General features: G+C 68.1%; 22 protein-coding genes. 9 read left to right on the top strand and 13 right to left on the bottom strand.

Going from position 1 to position 19,666, the window contains the following annotated elements:
• Positions 1–61: 61 nt before the first annotated feature.
• From hisG to VGC77_RS19725, 7 genes are all read right to left on the bottom strand, one after another.
• On the bottom strand, positions 62–1,036 hold the full coding sequence (gene hisG / locus VGC77_RS19755) for an ATP phosphoribosyltransferase (protein ID WP_331173267.1): 975 nt from the start codon (positions 1,034–1,036) through the stop codon (positions 62–64).
• Entirely contained in the window at positions 1,033–2,196 is a 1,164-nt protein-coding gene (locus VGC77_RS19750) for an ATP phosphoribosyltransferase regulatory subunit (RefSeq protein WP_331173266.1), read from the bottom strand. Before VGC77_RS19750 ends, hisG begins: the two co-directional genes overlap by 4 nt.
• Before the next feature lie 117 nt (positions 2,197–2,313).
• Entirely contained in the window at positions 2,314–3,066 is a 753-nt protein-coding gene (locus VGC77_RS19745) for a 16S rRNA (uracil(1498)-N(3))-methyltransferase (protein WP_331173265.1), read from the bottom strand.
• Positions 3,067–3,123: 57 nt separating this feature from the next.
• Positions 3,124–4,410 carry an MFS transporter gene (locus tag VGC77_RS19740; RefSeq protein ID WP_331173264.1) on the bottom strand — a complete coding sequence of 429 codons (1,287 nt, stop codon included), beginning with the start codon at positions 4,408–4,410 and terminating at the stop codon, positions 3,124–3,126.
• On the bottom strand, positions 4,407–4,742 hold the full coding sequence (locus tag VGC77_RS19735) for a hypothetical protein (RefSeq protein ID WP_331173263.1): 336 nt from the start codon (positions 4,740–4,742) through the stop codon (positions 4,407–4,409). Before VGC77_RS19735 ends, VGC77_RS19740 begins: the two co-directional genes overlap by 4 nt.
• Positions 4,739–5,305, bottom strand: a complete 567-nt coding sequence (locus VGC77_RS19730) for a cysteine hydrolase family protein (protein WP_331173262.1) — start codon at positions 5,303–5,305, stop codon at positions 4,739–4,741. The genes VGC77_RS19735 and VGC77_RS19730 overlap by 4 nt, the downstream gene beginning before the upstream one ends.
• A gap of 46 nt (positions 5,306–5,351) precedes the next feature.
• The gene (locus tag VGC77_RS19725) at positions 5,352–5,798 is read right to left on the bottom strand and encodes a MarR family winged helix-turn-helix transcriptional regulator (RefSeq protein WP_331173261.1); all 447 of its coding nucleotides are present in this window, start codon (positions 5,796–5,798) and stop codon (positions 5,352–5,354) included.
• Positions 5,799–6,051: 253 nt separating this feature from the next.
• On the opposite strand from VGC77_RS19725, the gene VGC77_RS19720 reads away from it, so the two are divergent.
• Positions 6,052–6,705: a hypothetical protein gene (locus VGC77_RS19720; protein ID WP_331173279.1), complete on the top strand. Its 654-nt coding sequence runs from the start codon at positions 6,052–6,054 to the stop codon at positions 6,703–6,705.
• A gap of 10 nt (positions 6,706–6,715) precedes the next feature.
• A complete protein-coding gene (gene ubiA, locus VGC77_RS19715; RefSeq protein ID WP_331173260.1) occupies positions 6,716–7,648 on the top strand; it encodes a 4-hydroxybenzoate octaprenyltransferase in 933 nt (310 codons plus the stop codon).
• A gap of 335 nt (positions 7,649–7,983) precedes the next feature.
• Here ubiA and VGC77_RS19710 read toward each other — a convergent pair whose 3' ends face one another.
• Complete coding sequence (locus VGC77_RS19710) at positions 7,984–8,508, bottom strand: DUF6101 family protein (RefSeq protein WP_331173259.1); 525 nt, start codon at positions 8,506–8,508, stop codon at positions 7,984–7,986.
• A gap of 284 nt (positions 8,509–8,792) precedes the next feature.
• On the opposite strand from VGC77_RS19710, the gene VGC77_RS19705 reads away from it, so the two are divergent.
• The 5 genes from VGC77_RS19705 to lpxK all read left to right on the top strand — a co-directional run bounded on the left by VGC77_RS19705 (position 8,793) and on the right by lpxK (position 13,718).
• The gene (locus VGC77_RS19705; RefSeq protein ID WP_331173258.1) at positions 8,793–10,199 is read left to right on the top strand and encodes a TldD/PmbA family protein; all 1,407 of its coding nucleotides are present in this window, start codon (positions 8,793–8,795) and stop codon (positions 10,197–10,199) included.
• A complete protein-coding gene (locus VGC77_RS19700) occupies positions 10,186–10,998 on the top strand; it encodes a 3'(2'),5'-bisphosphate nucleotidase CysQ (protein WP_331173257.1) in 813 nt (270 codons plus the stop codon). The genes VGC77_RS19705 and VGC77_RS19700 overlap by 14 nt, the downstream gene beginning before the upstream one ends.
• Positions 10,999–11,038: 40 nt before the next feature.
• Complete coding sequence (locus VGC77_RS19695; RefSeq protein ID WP_331173256.1) at positions 11,039–11,281, top strand: DUF4170 domain-containing protein; 243 nt, start codon at positions 11,039–11,041, stop codon at positions 11,279–11,281.
• 108 nt (positions 11,282–11,389) lie between these two features.
• Positions 11,390–12,694 carry a 3-deoxy-D-manno-octulosonic acid transferase gene (locus VGC77_RS19690; protein WP_331173255.1) on the top strand — a complete coding sequence of 435 codons (1,305 nt, stop codon included), beginning with the start codon at positions 11,390–11,392 and terminating at the stop codon, positions 12,692–12,694.
• Positions 12,687–13,718 (top strand): tetraacyldisaccharide 4'-kinase, encoded by a 1,032-nt coding sequence (lpxK, locus tag VGC77_RS19685; RefSeq protein ID WP_331173254.1) that lies wholly within the window; start codon positions 12,687–12,689, stop codon positions 13,716–13,718. Before VGC77_RS19690 ends, lpxK begins: the two co-directional genes overlap by 8 nt.
• Before the next feature lie 4 nt (positions 13,719–13,722).
• Here the strand turns inward: lpxK and VGC77_RS19680 are convergent, their stop codons facing one another.
• Complete coding sequence (locus tag VGC77_RS19680; protein ID WP_331173253.1) at positions 13,723–13,944, bottom strand: DUF2093 domain-containing protein; 222 nt, start codon at positions 13,942–13,944, stop codon at positions 13,723–13,725.
• A gap of 256 nt (positions 13,945–14,200) precedes the next feature.
• Here VGC77_RS19680 and VGC77_RS19675 point away from each other — a divergent pair, with 256 nt between their 5' ends.
• Positions 14,201–15,004 (top strand): dienelactone hydrolase family protein, encoded by an 804-nt coding sequence (locus VGC77_RS19675; protein ID WP_331173278.1) that lies wholly within the window; start codon positions 14,201–14,203, stop codon positions 15,002–15,004.
• A gap of 225 nt (positions 15,005–15,229) precedes the next feature.
• Here VGC77_RS19675 and VGC77_RS19670 read toward each other — a convergent pair whose 3' ends face one another.
• Entirely contained in the window at positions 15,230–16,381 is a 1,152-nt protein-coding gene (locus tag VGC77_RS19670; RefSeq protein ID WP_331173252.1) for an SbmA/BacA-like family transporter, read from the bottom strand.
• A gap of 418 nt (positions 16,382–16,799) precedes the next feature.
• On the opposite strand from VGC77_RS19670, the gene VGC77_RS19665 reads away from it, so the two are divergent.
• A complete protein-coding gene (locus VGC77_RS19665) occupies positions 16,800–17,045 on the top strand; it encodes a hypothetical protein (RefSeq protein WP_331173251.1) in 246 nt (81 codons plus the stop codon).
• A 103-nt stretch (positions 17,046–17,148) separates the two neighbouring features.
• Here the strand turns inward: VGC77_RS19665 and VGC77_RS19660 are convergent, their stop codons facing one another.
• From VGC77_RS19660 to VGC77_RS19650, 3 genes are read right to left on the bottom strand one after another with little or no spacing between them, the layout of a single operon-like run.
• On the bottom strand, positions 17,149–18,414 hold the full coding sequence (locus VGC77_RS19660; RefSeq protein WP_331173250.1) for an acyl-CoA dehydrogenase family protein: 1,266 nt from the start codon (positions 18,412–18,414) through the stop codon (positions 17,149–17,151).
• 36 nt (positions 18,415–18,450) lie between these two features.
• Positions 18,451–18,846: a cytochrome c gene (locus VGC77_RS19655; RefSeq protein ID WP_331173249.1), complete on the bottom strand. Its 396-nt coding sequence runs from the start codon at positions 18,844–18,846 to the stop codon at positions 18,451–18,453.
• Entirely contained in the window at positions 18,812–19,252 is a 441-nt protein-coding gene (locus VGC77_RS19650; protein WP_331173248.1) for a hypothetical protein, read from the bottom strand. Before VGC77_RS19650 ends, VGC77_RS19655 begins: the two co-directional genes overlap by 35 nt.
• Between the last annotated feature and the right edge of the window lie 414 nt (positions 19,253–19,666).

The following is a 19,666-nucleotide window of genomic DNA, read 5'->3' as shown; positions in this document are numbered from 1 at the left end:
CCGCGAACATATGGCACTTGTGGCGCGCTGTCGCCACGGGCGGCGGCGGGCCCGCGGCGGATTATTGCCGCAGAAAACCCTCGAGCTTGGCGAACAGCGGGTTCTCGCGGTCGAGCACGTAGTCCAGCGAGGCGATCGACACGGTGTCGGCGCCGTGGTCGCGCAGGAAGCTGCCGAGCGCGTAGAGCTGCGCCGGCGGGCAGTGCAGCGTGATCATGCCCGACGAGGTCGGGCCGCCGAACGGCGACACCACGCCGAAGCGGTTGTGCGCCTCGGTCAGCAGTGCTGCATCGCAACCGGCGAAGCGGGTGCGGACTTCCTTGTATTTGTTGGCGCGGGCGCGCGCCGCGATGCGGTCGAGGATCACACGCGCGGTCTCCAGCGCCTCGGCCGACCAGTCGGCGGCGCGCGACGCCACCAGATTGGCCTGGCTGCGCAGGATCACGCCGTCGTCGAGCACCTTCAGCCCGTTGGCGACCAGCGTGGCGCCGCTCGAGGTGATGTCGACGATCATCTCGGCGGTGCCGACCGCGGGCGCGCCCTCGGTGGCGCCGGCACTCTCGACGATGCGATAGTCGACCACGCCATGCGCGGCGAAGAAATTCCGCGTCAGGTTGATGTATTTGGTGGCGACCCGCATCCTGCGATTGTGCTGGGCGCGAAACCCGGTGGTGACGTCGTCGAGGTCGGCCATGGTGCGGACGTCGATCCAGGCCTGCGGCACCGCGACCACCACGTTGGCGCCGCCGAAGCCGAGCCCCTCGATCAGCGCCACCTTCTTATCGGCATCGGCGATGCTCTCGCGGATCAGGTCCTCGCCGGTGATGCCGAGATGCACCGTGCCGCGGGCGAGCTGGGCGGCGATCTCGCTGGCCGAGAGATAGGCGATCTCGACATTGTCGAGCCCCGCGATGGTGCCGCGATAATCGCGGGCGCCGCCGAGCTTGGAGAGCGTGAGGCCGGCGCGGGCGAAGAACGCTTCGGCGTTTTCCTGCAGCCGGCCCTTCGACGGAACGGCGAGAACGAAGGTCGTCATGACGCGCTCCCGGCGCTGCGAGTGGGCTTGGCGAGTTCGGTGAGCGCTTCGATCCACACCGAGAAGCCGACCGCGGGGATCGGCTCGGCGGCGCCGAGCTGCGACAACAGCCCGTCGTAGCGGCCGCCGGCGACCAGCGGCTCGTCGCCATTGTCCTTGCGGTGCACTTCGAATTCGAAGCCGGTGTAGTAGTCGACGCCGCGGCCGAACGAGGTGGAGAAGCGCGTCGCTGACAGATCAATCCCCCGCGCGGCCATGAAGCCGATCCTGGCTTCGAACTCGTCGATCGCCGCAACGATGTCGAGCTTGGCGTCGGTGGCGAGCGCCCGCAATTGCAACAGCGCGTCGCCCGGGCTGCCCGAGATGGCGAGGAAGCGCTTGATCTTGTCGAGTGCGTCGCGCGGCAGCGCGCCGCCTTTCAGGGTCGATTGTTCGAGGAAGCGGTCGGCGATTTCCGACACCGAGCGGCCGCCGACATTGCTGGCCCCCGCAATCGACATCAGGTCGGTGACCAGCGCCAGCGCCGCCTTGCGGTCGGAGCCGGCGAGCGCGGCCAGCACGCCCTCATATTCGTTGCGCGGGGTGGCGGTCGACAGCGTGAGGCGTTCCAGATCCTGCGCCAGGTCGGATTTGCGGTTGAAGTCCTTGATCAGCCGCCGCCGCCACACCGGGTAGAGGTCGAGCGCGTCGATCAGCGCGGTGAACAGCGCGACGTCGCCGGTGCGGATGTCGACCTCGGTGACGCCGAACGCCGCGGTGGCTTCGAGCCCGAGCGCCAGCATTTCGGCGTCGGCGGCGGCGCGGTCGAGCCGGCCGAAGGACTCGATGCCGGCCTGCAGGAACTCGCTGCGCCCGCCGCCGCGCTGCCGGAACACCGGCCCGAGATAGCAGAACCCGGTGGCCCGGCCGGCGCTCTTTGAGGCCAGATACTCCCGCGCCACCGGAATGGTGAGGTCGGGCCGCAGGCACAGCTCCTCGCCGGAGGCGTCGGTGGTGAGGTAGAGGCTCTTGCGGATGTCCTCGCCGGACAGGTCGAGGAACGGCTCCGCCGGCTGCAGGATCGCCGGCTCGGCCTTGGCGTAGCCGGCCTGCCCGAACGACAGCAGCAGGGCGTCCGCCCATCCGGCGGACACGGTCGCAGGAGCGGCGGTGTTGGTCATCTTGAAGTCTCGGCTGGGGTTTTTATGAAGTCGGCGCAGCCCTTAGCATGCTGTTGCGACAGTTTCGACCGTCGAATGGGCTATGGCTTAACGGGCCTGAATGCAACCACAGCGTGTTCAGGCGCCGCGCCAATCGCCGAGCACGGTCTGCACCAGGGTCAGCGCCGCCACTGCCGCGGTGTCGGCGCGCATGATTCGCGGCCCGAGCGCCAGCCGCAGGATGGTCGGCTGGCGCAGCAGCAGCGCGCGTTCCTCCTCAGCAAAGCCGCCCTCCGGGCCGATCACCACGTCGATGCCGGCGGAGGCTCGGTCGCGGCTGGCTGCGAGCGCCGCCACCGGATCGGCCACCTCGGCGGCCTCGTCGCAGAACACCAACAGGCGTTCCGTGTTGCGGGTCGCCAGATAGCGCTCGAGCTTCAACGGCTCTTCGACCGCGGCCAGCGAGAGGATGCCGCATTGCTCGGCGGCCTCGATGACGTTGGCGCGCATCCGCTCGGTGTTCACCCGGGTCACCTGGGTGAAGCGGGTCAACACCGGTTGCAGCGCGCAGGCGCCCATCTCGATCGCCTTCTGCACCATGTAGTCGAGCCGGGCGTGCTTCAGCGGCGCGAACACGTAAGCGACGTCGGGCAGGGTATCCTGTGCGCGGGCCCGCGACAGGATGTCGAGCCGGTCGACCCGCTTGCCGGCGCCGATCATCGCCTGCCATTCGCCGTCGCGGCCGTTGAACACCAGCACCGCGGCGCCGGGGCCGAGCCGCAGCACGTTGCCGAGGTAGTTGCCCTGCTCGCGGGTCAGTGCGACCTGCAGGCCGGCGGAGAGGTCGGCGTCGACATAGAGCCGCGGGCTGCGGAATTCGATCTGGGGCATGGACGGTCCGTCGGACGGGGATGCGGGCCGCTGTTGAAGCGCAGCGGCTCGCCGCGATCAACCGGAATCGCGCAGCGGCTCGGTGGCGTCGAAGCGCAGGCGCCAGCCGCCGGGCTCGCGGCGCAGCCGAAGCTGGCGGTGCGTCACCAGATAGACCACCGCGACGAGAGCTGCGGCGAAGCCCGCGGCGGCGCCGACGCCCACCGCCCAGCGCGCGCCGAACGTATCGGCGACCCAGCCGACGATCGGCGCGCCGATCGGGGTGCCGCCCAAGGCCAGCGCCAGCAGGATCGCCACCACCCGGCCGCGCATCGCAGGCTCCGTCGACAATTGCACGGTGCTGTTGGCGGTGGTGGTGAAGGTCTGCGACGCCATCCCGACCACGATCAGCGCCACGCCGAACAGCCAGAACTGCGGCGCGATCGCCGCCAGCGCCAGGCCGACGCCGAACACCGCGGCGCCGGTCAGCAACAGCCCGATGCCCGGTTTGTCGCGCCGCGCCGCCAACAGCGCGCCGCCGACCGAGCCGATCGCCATCATCGAGCTCAACAGGCCGAACTGGCCGGCGCCGGCGTGAAACACCGTGACCGACATCGTGGAAATGTAGATCGCGAAATTGGCGCCGAAGGTGCCGATCAGGAAGAACATCACCAGCACGACGATCAGATCGCTGCGGCGCCAGATGTAGCGAAAGCCGTCACTGAAGCCGGTGCGGCCGCGCGCCGCCTTGTCGCCGCGATGCAACTGGTCGCGGCGCAGCAGGCTGAGCGAGCCGAGCACCGCGACGAAGGAGGCGGCGTTGATCAGGAACACAAAGCCGGTGCCGACGCCTGCGATCAGCACGCCGGCGAGCGCCGGGCCGATCAGCCGGGCGGCGTTGAACGAGGTGGAATTCAGCGCCACCGCGTTGGACAGGTCGGCCTCGCCGACCAGTTCGGAGACGAAGGTCTGCCGCGCGGTGGAATCGAACGCGGTGACGCAGCCCTGCAGGAACGCGAACACATAGACCTGCCATAGCTGCACCGCGCCGCTGATGGTCAGAAGGCCGAGCCCGAGCGCCAACAGCCCCATCGCCGCCTGGGTGGCGAGCAATAGCTTGCGGCGGTCGAAATGGTCGGAGGCATAGCCGCTCAGCGGCAGCAACAACAGCAGCGGGCCGAACTGCAGCGCCATCACGATGCCGACCGCGGTGGCGTTGTTCGGCGTCAGTTCGGTCAGCACCAGCCAGTCCTGTGCGGTGCGCTGCATCCAGGTGCCGACATTGGACACGATCGCGCCCGACGCCCAGACCCGGTAGTTGAAGCCGCGCAGCGAGCGGAAGGTGCCTTTCACCGCGTCGCTCATGCGGCGGGCGGGGGCGGCGAATTGCCGCCGTTGAACCGGCCGAACCAGTGCGCCAGCGGCACGCCGATCAACAACCCGCCGATCGCCGCTGCGGCGGCGTGCGCGGGCGCGCGCAGATCGAAGTCGCCGACCTGGACCAGCAGCAGGTAGCCGAGCGCGAGATTGAGACTTCCCCACAGCAGGTTGACGGTCGAGGATGACAGCCCCTCGCCGCGGGGTCTGGCGAACGGGGTCTGGAACGGGCGGCCCATCAGGCCGCTGACCAGATGCGGAACGGCGTTGGTGAGAAACACGCCGCCGAACAGGTAGCTGATCTCGTGCCCCCAGTTCATGATGCCGCTCCGCCGTCGAGCAGCGCGATGATCTGCGCGGTGGTGCCGGTTTCGCCCAAGCGTGGAAAGATCCGCGCGAGGCTGTTGGCATGCGCCTCGGGCCGCAGGTCGGTCATCGCGTCGACGGCGAGCGTGACGTTGAAGCCGAGTTCATAGGCCTGCCGCGCCGTGGTCTCGACGCCGATGCTGGTGGAGACGCCGGCGATCACCAGCTGGGTGACGCCTTGCGCCTTGAGATAGTCGTGCAGATCGGTGGCGGTGAAGGCGCCCCAGCTATGCTTGGTGACGATATGGTCGCTCGGCTGCCGGTTCAGCTCCGGCACCAGATCGGTCCAGCCCGCAGGGATGTCGCCGAGCCGGCGCGCCTGCTCGGCGCGGCCGGGCGCGCCGCCGGCGACATTGACCAGCACCACCGGGCGGCGGTGACGGCGGAACGCCTCGGCCAGTGCCGCGGCGCGCTGCACGATCGGCGCGGTGGGTTCGGCGGTCGGCATCGCCACGATGCCGTTCTGCAGGTCGATCACCACCAGGGCGGTTTTGGGGTCGAGCAAGGTGAGGGCCATCAATTGTCCTTCTGTGGGTTGGTGGTGCGGCGCGGATTTCGCCCGGTCATGACGACCCCAGCCGTTTCAGCAGCGCGACCGCGGCGGCGAGCTGGCCGATTTCCTCGGCCGATAGCTTGGTCTGGATCTCCCGCAGCAGCCAATCTTCGCGGACGGCGCGGCCGGCCTTGATCAGATCGCGGCAGCTTTCGGTCAGCGACAGGATGGTCTGCCGGCCGTCCCTGGGGTCCGGCGCGCCGCTGACCAGCCCGGCCGCTTCCAGCACCGCCACGGTGGCGCCCATCGATTGCGGCCGCATGCCCTCGGCGCGGGCCAGCGCGGTGACGGTGGCCGGCCCCTCGCGGTCGAGGTGTCCAAGCACCGCCACCTGCGACCAGGTCAGCTCGCCGAGATAGGCCTGTTCGCGCAGCCGGCGTTTCAAGCGGCCGATCACCACCCGCAGCTCGTGGACCAGGGCCAGGGCGTCAGCGCCGTCGTCGGGGGTCAAGCTCATTTGGCAACTCTAGTCGATGCGAAGATAAACTACAAAGGCTTCCTTCACACATTATCGCGAGCGCCGCGCTGCCGCCCCATTCGGCGGGTTGTTAAGGCCATCCAGGAATCGTAAAAGGTCTTGATCGCGTTCCGCATCGCGTCGTGTAGGCCGTGCCCGCCGTGAGTTTTCTTGAGTTCTTCTTGAGTTTTGGGGCTCAGGCGCAGGGACTAATTCTGGGGGCCATTCGAACTTTGCCGGAGGAGCCGTCTTGATCGTCCGACGTTTCATCGTGCCGCTGAGCGTGGCCGGCTGTGTGTTGCAGGCTGCGTCGGCGCTGGCGCAGGGCGCCTTTCCGGCGCCGCTGCCGGGCCAGTCTGCGACCACCGCTTCGCCCTTCCCCCCGGTGAACGGGAGCGCTCCCGCCGCCTCGGTCGGGGCGCCGAGCGCGTTTTCCACCGGGGCGCCGCCGGTGTCCGGCGGCTTTTCGGCGCCGCAGCCGCAGGCCGGGCCGCCCGGCGGCGAGGATTGCATGAAGCGGTTCGTGCCGTTGCGCGAGGACGCCGAGAAGCGCGGCAAGGCAATTCAGGCCGCCGGCCAGCGCCACGCGCCGCCCGACGAAGCCTGCAAGCTGATCGGCAATTTCTCGCAGGCCGAGGTCAAGATGATCAAATTCATCGAGGCCAACAGCCAGAAATGCGGCATCCCGGCGCAGATCGCCGACCAGCTCAAGAACGGCCACAAGCGCACCGAGCAGATGCAGACCAAGGTCTGCGCGGTGGCGCAACAGCAGCAACAGCGCGGGCCCGCCGGCCCCAGCCTCAGCGACGTGCTGGGCTCCTCGACCGCGGTTCCGGAAGCCACCACCGCCAAGCGCAGCGGCGGCTCGACCTTCGACACCCTCAACGGCAACGTGCTGGCGCGGTGAGTGACGCAACATGACCACGGCGGCAGCACGGGTTGCGGATGCGACCGGCAATTGGGTCGATAGCTGGGCGCCGCTGTGGACGCGGCCCTATCTGCGGCTGGCGCGGTTCGACCGGCCGATCGGCTCCTGGCTGCTGCTGCTGCCGTGCTGGTGGTCGGCGGCGCTGGCCGCCGGCGTCGCCCACGACGTCAGCCGGCTGCCGTGGTTTGCGCTGCTGTTCTTCATCGGCGCGTTCGCGATGCGCGGCGCCGGCTGCACCTGGAACGACATCACCGACCGCGATCTCGACGACAAGGTCGAGCGCACGCGGTCGCGGCCGATCCCGGCCGGGCAGGTCACCGCCAGGCAGGCCGCGGTGTTCATGGTGGCGCAGTCGCTGGTCGGGCTGTTGGTGCTGGTGCAGTTCAACGGCTTTGCGATTCTGACCGGCATCGCCTCCTTGATCATCGTCGCCGCCTATCCGTTCATGAAACGGATCACCTATTGGCCGCAGCTGGTGCTCGGGTTGGCGTTCTCCTGGGGCGCCTTGATGGGCTTTGCGGTGACGCTCGGCCGGATCGATCCGGCGGCGCTGTTTCTTTATGCCGGCGCGATCGTCTGGGTGATCGGCTACGACACCATGTATGCGCATCAGGACGCCGAGGACGATCTGATGATCGGCATCAAGTCCACCGCGCTGTTGTTCGGCGACCGCACCCATCTGGCGTTGAGCGTGCTCTACAGCCTCGCGGTGGCGCTGATCGGCATCGCGTTGGCGCTATGCGAGGTGCGCTGGCCGGCCTGGCTCGGGCTCGCCGGCTTCGCCGCGCATCTGGCGCAGCAGGTGGTGCGGCTGCGCATCAAGGACTCGCCGTTGTGCCTCAAGCTGTTCAAATCCAACCGCGACGCCGGGCTGTTGCTCGCCGCCGGGCTGTTGCTCGACGCGGTGTTGCGGGCGGGCTGAGCGACGCCGGTGCTGCGGGCGAGCTGAGCGACGCCAGTGCTGGCGCTCACGCCGCTCTGCGACTGTGAAGCGCGGCGCGCTCCCAACCAACGCTGTCATTCAACCAACGCTGTCATTCCGGGGCGCGAGAGCGCCAGCTCGAGCGAACCCGGAATCTTGCTACGTGTGCAGAGTCCATCCCGTGTCGCGAGATTCCGGGTTCGCGCGCCGCTGACGCGGCGCTCGCCCCGGAATGACGGATGAACGCATGAGTGAGCGGGCCACGCCGACGCACCTGCGGCGCTGACTCGTTTGCGACCCTGAATCGTCTGCGAGCTTGCTCACCCGCGACCAAATCAATCCCTGGCGATGATTTCGCGTTCGCCCTGGTAGTTGCCGGCGGCGTTGAGCAGATCGCCGGCTTTGCGGCGGATTAGGAATCTCGGCCGCCGATCCTTGATCACGTTGTGGCGGCGGCGGCGCTGCGCCGGCTCCCGGGTGTTGTCTTCCGGCAATTGCGGCAGCGCGAAGATCTCGCTCCACAGCGAAGCCGCGGCCTCGATCTCCTCGGCGTCGGCGCCGACGCTGAGCGGAATCGACAGCGACGGATCGCGATGCAGCAGCACCAGCATCCGGCCATGATCAGTGGTCCGCGCCGCGACGCCGAGAAAATCACAGACCCGGACGTTGACCGCCATCCGCATGCCGCCGACTTCGCGGCGCAAGATGACGCGTTCGCGGTGCAATTCGATTTGCCGGATGCCGCCGTCGGCGCGGATGTCCTGCGCGTCGAACCGGAGCGGCAGTGAGAGGGGGTCGAGCCGCAGGCTGCGGCTCGACCCGGCGGGAGTGCTCCCGCTTGTTGCTGTTTGACGCCTCACGATTTTATCTCCCCGCCGGAATTATGCTCCCGGTCGATGTGTGAGAGACTGCCTGAGCGAGGTCCCGAATCGCTTAAAAAGCCTGGTTAATCGAATCCGACCGGGGCTCCATCGCCGCGCATGATTGACAGACCCTTGGCCGACATGATTGACGAGACCTTGCGGCAGCCCGGACAATGCCCGCGAAATCCGCCGCGGATCGCGGCATCGGCGCTTGAAGTTGGCGTCAAACGCGCACATCTGACAGGTCAGCCGATCTCCCTCCCAGCAGCAGGATTCCGTTCGTGAACGCTTCATCAGATACGCATTCCGCAACGCCACGGACCGAGCCGTCCGGCTCCTCGGAGCTGTTCGATCAGTCGGCGCTCGGCGAACTGGCGCAGCGGCTGGTGGACGCGGCCAAGCGCGCCGGCGCCGACGCCGCCGACGCGGTGGCGGTGCGCAGCGTGGCGCAGTCGGTCGAAGTCCGCGACGGCCGCGTCGAGGAATCCGAGCGCTCGGAAAGCGACGACGTCGGCTTGCGCGTGTTGGTCGGGCAGCGCCAGGCGGTGGTGTCGACCAACGACATCCACGGCGACAATGTCGCGCAACTCGCCGAACGCGCGGTGGCGATGGCGCGCGTCGCCCCCGACGACAAATATGTCGGGCTGGCCGATCCGGCGCGGCTGGCGCGGCAGTTTCCCGATCTCGATCTGCTCGACCGCAACGTGCCCTCCACCGCCGAACTGGAGCGCCGCGCGCTGACGGCGGAGGCCGCAGCGCTGGCGGTGAAGGGCGTCAACAAATCCGGCGGCGCGTCGGCGTCGTCGGGCATCGGCGGCATGGTGCTGGTGACCTCGAGCGGCTTTCACGGCTCCTATCTGCGCTCCAGCCACGGCGTGTCGATGACCGCGATCGTCGGCGACGGCACCACCATGGAGCGCGACTACGATTTCAGCTCGGCGCCGCATGCCGCCGATCTCGACAGCCCGGACCAGGTCGGCCGCAGCGCCGGCGAACGCGCGGTGGCGCGCGCCAATCCGCGCAAGGTCGCGACCTGCAAGGTGCCGGTGGTGTTCGATCCACGGGTCGCCGGCTCGCTGATCAGTCATTTGATCAACGCGGCGAACGGCGCCTCGATCGCCCGCAAAACCTCGTTCCTGAAGGACCGGCTCGGCGAGCGGTTGTTCGACAACGACATCAACATCATCGACGATCCGCTGCGCAAGCGCGGGCTGCGCTCGCAGACTTTCGACGCCGAGGGCGTCGCGGTTGAGCGCCGCGCCATCGTCGAGGACGGCGTGCTGACCACCTGGCTGTTGGATTCCGCGACCGCGCGCGAGCTCGGCCTCGCCACCACCGGCCACGCCCATCGCGGGGTGTCGTCGTCGCCGTCGCCCGGCCCCTACAATCTGCATCTGGAGGGCGGCACGGTGACGCCGGCCGAGCTGATCTCCGATATCAAGGACGGCTTCTATGTCACCGATCTGATCGGCTCCGGCGTCAACGGCGTCACCGGCGACTACAGCCGCGGCGCCGCCGGGTTCTGGATCGAGAACGGCGAACGCAGCTACGCGGTCAGCGAAGTCACCATCGCCGGCCATCTGTTGGAGATCTACAAGCATCTTTCCGCGGCCAACGACTTGGAATTCCGCTACGGCACCAACGCGCCGACGCTGCGCATCGAGGGGCTGACGATTGCCGGACGCTAGCAGCGAGATCGCGCAGCGCAATCTGTCACGCGATATCGCGTTGCTGAGCGACACCGTGCGCGAGGCCGGCGCGCTTGGGCTGTCGATGTTTCGCACCGAATTGCGCACCTGGACCAAGGGCGCGTCCTCGCCGGTGTCGGAGGCCGACATCGCGGTCAACGACCTGATTCGCGCGCGCTTGCTGGCGGTGACGCCGGATTACGGCTGGCTGTCGGAAGAAAGCGCCGACGATTCGTCGCGGCTCGGCAAGGATCTGGTGTGGATCATCGATCCGATCGACGGCACCCGCGGCTACCTCGCCGGCCGCGAGGACTGGTGCGTCTCAGCCGCCCTGGTGGCCGGCAGCGCGCCGCTGCTGGCCGCGGTGTTCGCGCCCGCCACCGGCGAATTCTTCTTCGCCGCGCGCGGCCGGGGCGCCACGCTGAACGGCGCCGTGCTCAGCGCCGCCGCCGGCATTGCGCTCGACATCTCGCGGATCGCGGGACCGAAGCCGCTGGTCGAGGGCCTCGGTCTGGCGTCCTCCACCGCCGCGCCGTATCCGCGAATCGGCTCATTGGCGCTGCGGCTGTGCCGGGTCGCCGACCGGCGGCTCGACGCTGCGTTTGCGGGTGGGCAGAGCCGCGATTGGGACCTTGCGGCGGCGGATTTGATCGTGCACGAAGCCAATGGTAGGCTGACCACGCTTGCGGGAGATGCGATCGTCTACAATCGCCCGGAGGTGACGCATGGAGTGCTGGTGGCTGCGGGGCGCGATCGCCATGCACATATCGTCGAACGTTTCCAGAACAGATCGGTCTAGCGTTCGCGATCTCCGTCTGCCGGCGGTAGGGAAAACATAAATGCCAGACAACGAGCAGTTGCTTCACCTCGTCCTCGGGGGCGAGTTGACCAACCTTGAAGGCAACACCTTCAATGATCTCAGCCAGGTGGAAATCGTCGGCGTGTTTCCGAACTACGCGACCGCCTATGCGGCGTGGAAGGCCAAGGCGCAGCAGACCGTCGACAACGCGCATATGCGCTATTTCGTCGTGCACCTGCACCGGCTGCTCGATCCGGGTCAAGACTCCAAGCCAGCACGTTGACCATGCGCCGTCGTCGCTTGCCGCGTTCCCTGCGGGACGCCTCCGTTTGCCGTTCGCCGCGCGGGATGTCGCGGTCCGCGCTGCGCCTGGGCGCGATCGAGGCGCCCCATGGCTAGCCGGCTGCCGCTGACGCTGCGCGTCTATCAGAAACTGTCGGCCGCCGTGACGCCGCTGTCGCGACTGCTGATGGCCCGCCGGCTGCGCCAGGGCAAGGAGGATTCCGCCAGGGTCCACGAGCGCCGCGGCCTCAGCAAACTGGAGCGGCCGCACGGGCCGCTGGTCTGGATCCACGGCGCCAGCGTCGGCGAAGTGCTGGCCGGCGCCGCGCTGATCGAGCGGCTGCGCGGGCTGAACATCCGCATTCTGCTGACCTCGGGCACCGTGACCTCGGCGGCGGTGGTGGCGCGGCGGTTTCCCGACGACATCATCCACCAGTTCATTCCCTACGACGCGCCGCGCTATGTCGCGCGGTTTCTCGATCACTGGCAGCCCAGCCTGGCGCTGTTCATCGAGTCCGACCTGTGGCCGAATCTGATCCTGGCCGGCGCCGCGCGACGGCTGCCGATGCTGCTGATCAACGGCCGGATGTCGCACCGCTCGTTTCCGCGCTGGCAACGCGCCTCGGCGACCATCGCGGCCCTGCTCGGCCGCTTCGACATCTGCATGGCGCAGTCCACCGTCGACGCCGAACGCTTCGCCGCGCTCGGCAGCCGCCGCGTTGTCACCACCGGCAATCTCAAGCTCGACGTGCAGCCGCCGCCGGCCGACCAGGCCAGGCTGGAGCGACTCGTCGCTGCGACCCGCGGCCGGCCGGTCATCGTGGCGTCCTCGACGCATAATGGCGAAGAGGCGCTGTTGCTCGACGTCCATCGCGCGGTGGCAAAAGTCTTTCCGGATCTTTTGACGGTGATCGTGCCGCGGCATCCGGATCGCGGCGAAAGCGTCGCCTGCATGGTCGCCGCCGCGGAATTGAAGGTCGCATTGCGCTCGCGCGACGAATTGCCGGAGCCGGCCACCGCGATCTACGTCGCCGATACGATCGGCGAACTCGGGCTGTTCTATCGGCTGGCGCCGGTGGTGTTCATGGGCGGCTCGCTGGTCGAGCATGGCGGGCAGAATCCGATCGAGGCGATCAAGCTCGGCGCCTCGATCCTGCACGGCCCCTACGTCGCCAATTTCACCGACGTCTATCAGGCGCTCGACGGCGGAGGCGGCGCGATCCGGGTCGACGATGGCGAGGCGCTGGCGCGGCAATTCGTCCGGCTGCTCGGCGACGCGCAGGCGCGGCAAGGCGCGGTGGCGGCGGCGACGGCCGTGGTCGGCGAGCTCGGCGGTGCGCTGGAGCGCACGCTCGGCGTGCTCGAGCCCTATCTGATGCAATTGCGGATCGAAAAGGGCGCCGCCGATGCGTGAGCCGGGCTTCTGGTACCGGCCGCCGTCGTTGCTCTCCATCCTGCTGCGGCCGCTTGGCGCGCTGTACGGCGCGGTAGCGGCGCATCGCATGGCGCAACCGGGCACGGCGGTGGGCGTGCCGGTGCTGTGCATCGGCAATTTTCACGGCGGCGGCGCCGGCAAGACCCCGACCACGCTGGCGCTGGCGCGGCTGCTGCGCGAACTCGACGAACGCCCGGTGGTGCTGAGCCGCGGCTATGGCGGCAAGCTCCACGGGCCGGTCAGCGTCGAGCCCGGCCGGCACAGCGCCGCCGAGGTCGGCGACGAGCCGCTGATGATGGCGCGCGAGGTGGCGGTGGTGGTGGCGCGCGATCGCGTCGCCGGCGCGGCGCTGGCGCGGGCGCGCGGCGCCAGCGTGATCCTGATGGATGACGGATTCCAGAACCCGGCGGTCGCCAAGGACGCGGCGCTGATCGTGATCGACAGCATGCGCGGCCTCGGCAATGGCTGCGTGATGCCGGCCGGGCCGCTGCGCGCGCCGCTTTCGCCGCAACTGGCGCGCACCGACGCGCTGATCGTCGTCGGCGATGGCGGCGCGGCCGATCCGGTCGCCGCCGCGGTGAAGGCGCAGGGCGGCTTGCCGCTGCGGGCGCGGTTTGCCCCCGCCGAGGCGTCGCTGGCGGCGTTGCGCGACAAGAAAGTGCTGGCCTTTGCCGGGATCGGCGATCCGGCGCGGTTCTTTGCAACGCTGCGCACAGCCGGCATCGACGTCGCCGCCGAGCGGGTGTTCGCCGATCATCATCCGTTCTCGGCGCAGGATCTGGCCGGCTTGAGCGAGCACGCCCGCCGCGACGGCCTTAACCTGGTGAGCACCGAGAAGGATCTGGCGCGGCTGCAGGGCGATCCGGCTGCTGCCGGCTTTGCGGCATCGGTGGTGCCGTTCGCGGTGACGCTGCAGGTCGACGATGCCAAGGCGCTGCGCGGCTTCGTGATCGCGCGGCTCGCGCAGGCCCGCGAAACCCAGCGCCGCTCCGGGCGGCGCTGACGCCTCAGGCTTTCAGCGCGGCGGGATAATGCCGTTGCAGCACGGCGGCCGGCGAGGCGTAGGCCTCTTTCAGGTCGACGCTCCAATATTTCAGCTCGTCGAGCGGAATCTGTACCCCGGTCACGGCGCATTTCACATAGGTGCCGGGTGAGGTGACGCGGAAGTCGCCGTCAAGATACTGCACCTGGGCTTCGCCAAGGCCCGAGGGGCCAAATTTATTCAGCACGTCCGGTCTCCTCGTTTCGGGTATTGTATCATAAATGTGATGCTGCGGCGCAATTTCAAACCACCGAGTTGTGATGAATTCCGCGTTCCCCGCCGGCTGGCGTCGCGATCAAATAGGGCAGACACTTGCGCCTGCAACCCGGTTCGAAAGCTGCCCGACCATGACCCGCGCGCGCTGCCTTCGCAACTCCGGTCCCGGCATGGGCGGACCGCGGCGCCGTGCCGGTTCGCGCGCGGCGCTGCTGGCGCTCGCCGCGATGCTGTGCTGCGGCGGTCCCGCCGAAGCCGGCGCGCCGGCGCCGCAAGCCGTCGACATGCCGCGCAGCGAGGGCGTGCTGCACGCGCTGCTCTACAAGCCGGGCGGCGACGGGCCGTTTCCGACCGTGATCGCGTTGCACGGCTGCGGCGGCTTGTCGGCCGGCGGCGCCGAACCGCTGCGCCCGCGCTATGCCGAATGGGTCGATCAATTGCTGAAGGCCGGCACCGCGGTGCTGTTGCCGGACAGCTACGGCTCGCGCGAACTTGGTCCGCAATGCCGGCTCAAGGAACGCCGGGTGCAGGCGCGCCGCGAGCGGGTCGCCGACATCGCCACCGCGCGGCAATGGCTGTTGCAGCAGCCCTGGGTGACGCGGCCGCGCATCAGTCTTTTGGGCTGGGCCAACGGCGCCAGCGCCTTATTGTGGGCGGTGCGGCCGCAATCGGCGTTTGGCGGCGGCGAGCCGGATTTCCGCTCCGCGGTGGCGCTCTATCCGGACTGCCGGCTGTCGTCGGGACTGGGCTGGAGCGCCCGGGTGCCGACGCTGCTATTGATCGGCGGTAGCGACGATGTCAGTTCGCCGGCGGCCTGTCGGCAGATGATCGAGGGCGCCCGCGGTCGCAGCGCGCTGGCCAGCATCGTGGTCTATCCCGGCGCCGCGCACGGCTTCGACCGGCTCAACGTGCCGCTGCACGACACTGACGACAGCGACAGCGCCGACGAGCCGGACCACGGCCATGTCGGCTCCGATCCCACCGCGCGCGCCGACGCGCAAAAACGCGTCGCCGGCTGGCTCGGGCGATAGCGCATCTGCGTTTGTCTGGCACGATGCGCCTGCGCAACAATTGTGTGGCACGAGGCCTCGTCAACAATCAGCCGTCATTCCAAGTTCTCTCGCGGCTCACGCCGCTCCCGCCCCGGAATGACAGCCTGAAATTTCAGCGCGCCGTCTATCGCGTTTTCGAGCGAAGCGGATCCCGGTTCGCGTGAAAAAAACGCGTCAGAGTAACAATCTACTACGAAACGTCATTCAAGAGTGCCGCGCCGCCTGGTCGACGTCGCGTGGCGCCGCCGGGTCTGGCACGCTCGCATCGGCCTCGCTCGGCGCTTCGTCGCGGCCATCTTCCATATTGTCGATCGCCAGCAGCAATGACGACACCCGGTGCGCCGAGGAGCGCCAGTCGGCCAGCCGCTGATAGTTGTCGACCAGCCAGTTGATCGCGCCCTGCACGGTGACGAAGGCGGCGGCGCTCTGCGTCACCTCGCCGAGCGTCATCGCGCCGCTGGCATATTTCGGCACGCACAGAATATAGGCCGCGATCGGCGCGAACAGGAAGTTGGCCTGCGATACCAGCGTGGTGCTGGCCAATTGCCAGCACAGCTCGCGCCAGGTCGCCAGCACCTTGCCGAGCCGCTGCAGCAGCGTCGCCTTGGCGGCCAGCGCCATGCCCGGGGTCTCGGCGTGGTCGCCGCGCAGGATTTCCGCGGCGGCGCGGAATTCCGCCTCGGCCTGGTTCTTGGTTTCGATCACGCCCGGCATCCGCCGCCCCAGCAGCAGCATCAGGCTGGTCATCAGCGTCGAATACAACACCACGCCGAGCACCAGATAGCCGTGGATTTCGTGATGGTGGCCGAACAGCTGAAACTCGATGCTGCCGCCGACCGTCCACAGCACGCCGAAGAAGGTGGTCGCGGTCAGCCCCGAGGAGATGAAGGCGAGGCTGAGATCGACCGGCGCATCGGTGGCGACGCGGACATCTTCGGCGATGCGGTATTCCGGATTTTCCGCGCCGTCGATGCCGTCGGCGATTGCGCCGTCATGCCGCTTCGCGGCCCAGGATTCCAGGATGTCGCGGGTCATCGCCTCGCGCCAGGTGCGCTGCGTGGTCATGCGGCCCCACACCGAGGTGGCGGCCAGCACGACGGAGGCCGCGGCGAGCGGAAAGAACAGTTCGGCTTGCGCCCACATCGCGTAGCCGTCGCGGCGCTCCAGCGCGTCGAAGAAATTCCTGTTCCACAGGTTGAGCGAGACCTGCACCAGCAATTGCAGCAGCACCACGCCGAGCAGCAAGACGCCGAGCCCGATCACGGACCATCGTCCGCCGAACCAGAAGCGTCGGGACAATTGCCAGAACAGCACCAGACGGCGGCCGTTCGAGCCGGTGGTTGGAAACAGGCTCATCGCAAGTTCGACTCAAAGAGGGGCCGCGATTCGGCGTTCGCCCCACACTAGAGCAGGATGGCGCTTCTTCGAATCGTCATCGGGCTGCAGCGTTTCGATGGCGCATGATGTTCTTGCAAAAACCGGCGGCCACACTTTTCAGGATCATGCTCCAAGGCTCCGTTGCAAAGCTGAAGGCAGTTTCCCGCCACCCTAAATGTCCTGCCGTGCGCTGTGAACCGCACCGTCCGTCTAATCGCACGCCGCCGCCTGCGCCGCCGCGCCAGCGCCGCGGCGCCACGAAAAGCCCTGCATTGCAAAGGCGTTGCGCGCTGGGCCGCGGGTGTTCGGCAGATCCGCCCGGTAATCGCACGAGGCCTCAATTTAATTTTCGCGTAACGCTGCCTTGGTCTACTCGCCCTGAACAAGGAGATCATCGATGCAGACGCTCGAGACGACAGACCTCAAGGAAGCCCGACGCTGCCGCATCGCGCAATTCAGCGGACGCAGCGCGACGTTGAGCCTCGGCGGCAAGTCGGTCACCGGGTTGGTGCGCGCGGTGCGCGAGGACAAATCCAGCGCGGTGCCGCGCTGGCTGGTCACCATCGTCGCCGACAAGCCGAGGACCAGCACCAAGCCGACCATCATCCGGCCGGACTCGATCGAGCATCGGGCGCGCGCCTAAACGCCCGCGCTGCTCACGGCCTCGCGCGGCGCGCAGCGGCGGCCAGTCCTGATCGCGGACGATCTGTCTTGCAACCGCCGCCCGGCGATGCTCCGCCGCATCCTCAGTCCACCGACAGCCCGGCCGGCGGCACCAGATACGAGGCGTTGTTGCCGAGCGTCAGCCGGGCCTTGGCGAGTTCGGCGCGCGCCACCACGCGCAGATGCACTTCGTCCGGCCCGTCGAGAAACCGCATCGCCCGTCCCCAGGTCCACAGATAGGACAACGGCGTATCCGGCGTCAGCCCCATCGCGCCGAACACCTGCATGGCGCGGTCGACCACCCGAGTCTGCAGCCGCGCCGCCACCACCTTGATCGCCGACACATCGATCCGCGCCGCGGCGTTGCCGGCGCGGTCCATGCGGTGCGCCGCCTGCAGCACCAATAGCCGGGCCTGGTCGATCTCCAGCCGGGATTCCGCGATCCAGTCCTGCAGATTGCCGAATTCGGAAAGGTGTTTGCCGAACGCCTTGCGCTCCAGCGCGCGCTCGCACATCAGTTCGAGCGCCAGTTCGCATTGTCCGATGGTGCGCATGCAATGATGCACCCGGCCGGGGCCGAGCCGGTCCTGCGCCAGCTTGAAGCCCTTGCCTTCGGCGCCCAGCAGGTGGCTCACCGGCACCCGGACGTCGCGAAACAGCAATTCGCAATGCCCCTCCGGCGCATGGTAGTGCATGATCGGGATGTTGCGCAGGATGCGGAGGCCCGGCGCGTCCATCGGCACCAGCACCATGGAATGCCGCTCGGTCGAGCCCGGGTCGAGCTGGTCGCCGGTGACGCCCATCACGATCGCGACTTTGCAGTTCGGATGCAGCGCGCCGGTGATGAACCATTTGCGGCCGTTGATGACGTAGTGATCGCCGTCGCGGCGGATCGTGGTCTGGATGTTGCGGGCGTCGGAGGAGGCGGTGTCCGGCTCGCTCATCGCAAAGCAGGAGCGGATCTCGCCGAGCAACAACGGCGCCAGCCATTGCGCGCGCTGCTGCGGCGTACCGAACAGCTGCAGCAATTCCATGTTGCCGGTGTCCGGCGCGCTGCAGTTGAACACCTCCGGCGCCCAGTGATTGCGCCCCATGATCTCGGCGAGCGGTGCGTAGTCCAGATTGCTCAGCCGCTGCCCGGGATCGTCGGGGCCAAGCCCCGGCAGAAACAGATTCCACAGATCCTCGGAGAACGCCCGCGATTTCAGCCGCTCGATCAGCCTGAGCGGGTAGCGCCCGGCGGCGACCTCGCGGTGCCATTGGTGATTGGCCGGCTCGACGTGGAAACGCATGAAGTCGGCAAGCTGCGCCCGCAGCCGCTCGACCTTGTCGCTGAACTCGAAATCCATCCCGCGGGGTCCGTTGCGATCGGGCGAGGCGCCCGATCAGTTGCGCTTCAAGCCGAGGATGTATTGCACGATTTCATCGGCGTCGCTCGATTCGATGATGAAATTCGGCATCGAGGGATGGTTGGAGCGCAGAAACACCTTCAGCGACAGCGCGGTGGTCGAGGGCAGGTTGGCGATGGCGCGAAAGCTCGGCGCGTGGTGGCGCCCGGTGCGCACCGCATCGGGCTCGATGGCGTGGCATTCGTTGCACCAGGCCGCGGCCAGCCGCTGGCCCTTGCTGGCCTCCGGCAACACCTTGCCGGACGCCTGATGCATCCGCAGCAGCAAGGGCGCGACCGCGATCAGGACCGCGGTCGCCAGCAGGCGGATCCAGGCCGCGCGCGCCATCGCCGCCGGATCAGGGGAGTGCTGCGACCGGCGGCGCGGCGCCATGGGTGTCCTGCTCCAGCGCCACCAGCGTCACCGCGTTGCCGCAATAGGATTCGTAGTGCTGTTTCAAGGTGCCGTCGGCGATATCGTGGTCGCACGCGCTCTTGTGCTTGCACAAGGCGCAGACCCGTTCCAGATCGCGCAACACCAGGGGTTGGGCGCGGGCGAGCGCGTCTTCGTCGATGCCGAGCGCCTTCAACAGATAGGGCAGTTCGTCGATCTTGTGCGGTCCCTGGCGGACCAGTTCGTCGAGATCGGAGGTGGTCACCCCGAGATCGTGCGCGATGCGGCCGAATTCGGCGGCGTCGAACTGACACATCTCGCTGATTTCCTGGCGGTGCTTGAGCCAATCGCCAAACATCTCGATCAGTTTGTCGACGAATGGATATGGCTTGGTATGGGCAGGCATCGCGCCCTCCGGCGTTGGCTGAATGACGCCGGTATCATGGCCCAGCCGGGGTGTTGCCACATTGCGATAGATCAAGCGCGCCGTTGCCGATAGCGCTGCGATTCCAATCGCTTGTCATCCTCCGGAATAGTCCGGAGGGGTGGTCGCGAGCAGTCGTGTGCAGAATCCGGATTCGTCGTCGCCTCCACCCACTGCCGTTATCCTTGAGTAACGCAGCGAAGTCGGGCGTCTCGAAGGATGGACCGCGCGGTCGGAGCTCGCCGCATCGTGCGCTGCCGCATCCTTCGAGGCCCTCGCTTCGCTCGGTCGCCTCAGGATGACGACTCAACGAATGGTGCGCCTCAGCGACTGTCTTGGTTGTCAAGCGTTTTGCCATGGCTGATTGTCCCGCAGGATTGCGTTGAGGGTGGTGAG

The organism is Rhodopseudomonas sp. (assembly GCF_036404135.1).
Lineage (GTDB): Bacteria > Pseudomonadota > Alphaproteobacteria > Rhizobiales > Xanthobacteraceae > Rhodopseudomonas_A.
This window is presented reverse-complemented; position numbering and strand designations above follow the sequence as displayed.